The sequence below is a fragment of the Microcystis sp. M109S1 genome (assembly GCF_020247025.1).
In the GTDB taxonomy this organism is placed as follows: domain Bacteria; phylum Cyanobacteriota; class Cyanobacteriia; order Cyanobacteriales; family Microcystaceae; genus Microcystis.
Window position 1 is genome coordinate 1 of sequence record NZ_JADBRW010000374.1, and the last position, 2,649, is coordinate 2,649.

Genomic DNA, 2,649 nt, shown 5'->3' on the forward strand with positions numbered 1-2,649 from the left:
GGCATGGGAGTGATCAGGGGGAAAATTCAGGTACTTTTTCCCTGAAAATTAGGTAGTTGACCACCTGAAAATCGGTAAAACCCATCCCCCATCCCCCATCCCCCAACCCCCAACCCCCAACCCCCACCGAAAAACTTTTTGCCGCAGACCCTAGGTAGGAGAATTGCCAGATTCTTTCTTTTGCCTGTTGCCTGTTGCCTCTTGCCTTCAGTTCACTGATTACTGATGGCTGATTACTGATCACTGAAAAGTCTCCCCAACCCGCAACTACTTTTTGATTTTTGGCTTGACGTAAGCGGTCACGGATTAAGATAATCTAACAAGTATGTACGACAATGAAATCCTAGACTCTAGCAACTCCTTAAATAATCCTCTCGATGGGAGCGATCCGGACATAGCAGCGGAAATCCCCCCCGATCCAGAGGAAATGCTCTCATTGCTTACTTCTGCTCATGTGAGCGAGAGAATGATCGCCGCTCGGGCCTTTTGTGAATTGCGTGACGAAAGAGCGATCGCCCCCTTACTAGAGATGTTAAGCGATGTCTGTCCCCTAGTGCGTGTCAGTGTCGCCTACGCTTTGGGCAGAAATCCCAGTCTTAGCGCCGTGGAGCCTTTAATCGATCTACTGGCCAGAGATTGGAATGGTTACGTCAGAAAAGGGGTAGTTTGGTCCCTGGGCAACTGTGGCGATCGCAGAGCGATCGAGCCTTTGGTTCATGCTCTCAAAACCGATATTTCGGCGGTGCGATTATGGGCTGCCAGTAGTTTGTCCCAGATTGCCAAGGTCAATTATGAAGATATCATCACCGTCTTGCCGCCTTTAATTGAAGGATTGCGCCGAGATTTAATCGCGGCGGTGCGGAGTAATTGCGCTTGGTCGATCGGTCAATTATGCCGAGAATTGCCCTTAAATGTTATTTATGCCACGGCGATCGATGCTTTGATCGAGGCCTTGGTGGAAGATGAGGATTTAGGTGTCAAGGAAGATGCCAGGGGTGCTTTATTAAAAGTGGGCGACCCGAGAGGATTACAATTGATCGAGGAATTAGAGCTTGAAGGAATTATCTAAACCGCTAATTTTGGGCGTTACGGGGGCATCAGGGCTGATTTATGCCGTCCGTACTCTCAAATATCTACTTTTAGCCGACTACACGATCGATCTAGTGGCCTCCAAATCAGCTTACACTGTCTGGCAAGCAGAAGATAATGTGCGGATGCCTCCAGAACCGGAGCTGCAAGAACAATTTTGGCGCGGCCAATGCGGGGTGATGGAAGGGGGAAAACTACGCTGTCATCGTTGGGGTGATGTGGGGGCAACGATCGCCAGTGGTTCCTATCGCACCCTTGGTATGGTAATTATTCCCTGTAGCATGAGTACAGTGGCCAAATTAGCGGGGGGATTAAGTTCCGATTTGCTAGAAAGGGCGGCCGATGTGCAGATTAAGGAGGGCAGAAAATTGGTTTTAGTGCCGCGAGAAACCCCCTTTAGTTTAATTCATCTGCGTAATTTAACCACTTTAGCCGAGGCGGGCGTTAGAATCGTGCCAGCAATACCTGCATGGTATCACCATCCCCAATCGATCGAGGATTTGGTCGATTTTGTTATCGCTCGTACTCTCGATCAGTTAGATATCGATTGTGTGGCCATTAATCGCTGGCAAGGACATTAACAGTTATCAGTTATCAGTTATCAGTTATCAGATGTAAGTTTTAAGTTAATTAGTTAGTTAGTTATCTTTATCTTTGTACCTGTTTACTGTTTACTGATCACTGTTTACTGATCACTGTTTACTGATCACTGATCACTGAATCAAGGGAGGTAAAAATGGGCTGGATTATGGTCTTATTTGCGATCGCTGTGGGCGGATTACTGATCTGGCAGAATCTGGGGGTGATCACTTTGGTCTTTTTTGGCGGTATTATGCAGGTAAAACTGCCCCTAGCTGTCTGGGTGTTACTTTTCACCCTGGCGGGAATTATCAGTGGTTTAACCCTGCAATTTCTCCATAGTTTTGGTCGTCCTTTGGCTGCCCCAAAAGCCTCCCCTCGTATAGCGAATAATCCTAAAGTCCCACCCCCATCTCCCCGACCTACCTATATTCAAGATTCTGCTGCGTCTCCACCAGATAACGATTGGGAAAGAGATAGCGGTGATGATTGGAATTTTGATGCACCCCCCGAAAAACCGACTACCATTCAGGATCGGGAAGAATTCCCGCCTAGGGTTGCTGATGGGGAAAAAACGAATTTTGTCAAGCCTCCAGATGACAGTTCTCAAACTGGCTCGGTTTATTCCTATAGTTACCGCACAGCCAAACAGACTCGCGGGGAAAAGGCCGATCAAGTTTACGATGTCAATTATCGGATTATTACGCCCCCCGCTCAGGATGAAAACGAAGATCGGGAGGTAAACAAAGCGGATGAAGAAGAGTGGATTTAATTTGACAGAGTAGAGGTTTCTACCCAAATCGCTCGGAGAAGACAAACTGTTCTGGCCTTGTCTCCTGTCTTACCGAAATTTTGGGTTAAAGCCCCGTCCTTTTAGGACGGCTTTTTAAACTATAGCTTGTTAACTTAACTTTTATTGTGCTATACTGATTTTATCTAAGTACCCCCTGCGTAAAATGTTTGTCTTAGAGTTTAAAGTTA

The 2,649-nt window shown here is 46.8% G+C and carries 3 protein-coding genes; all 3 read left to right on the top strand.

Features of this window, described 5'->3' with window-relative positions; genetic code table 11:
• Positions 1-325 precede the first annotated feature (325 nt).
• The 3 genes from IM322_RS18365 to IM322_RS18375 all read left to right on the top strand — a co-directional run bounded on the left by IM322_RS18365 (position 326) and on the right by IM322_RS18375 (position 2,440).
• A complete protein-coding gene (locus IM322_RS18365) occupies positions 326-1,069 on the top strand; it encodes a HEAT repeat domain-containing protein (RefSeq protein ID WP_287676139.1) in 744 nt (247 codons plus the stop codon).
• A complete protein-coding gene (locus IM322_RS18370; protein ID WP_012267310.1) occupies positions 1,053-1,670 on the top strand; it encodes a flavin prenyltransferase UbiX in 618 nt (205 codons plus the stop codon). The genes IM322_RS18365 and IM322_RS18370 overlap by 17 nt, the downstream gene beginning before the upstream one ends.
• 155 nt (positions 1,671-1,825) lie before the next feature.
• Entirely contained in the window at positions 1,826-2,440 is a 615-nt protein-coding gene (locus IM322_RS18375; RefSeq protein WP_287676140.1) for a LapA family protein, read from the top strand.
• Positions 2,441-2,649: the final 209 nt, after the last annotated feature.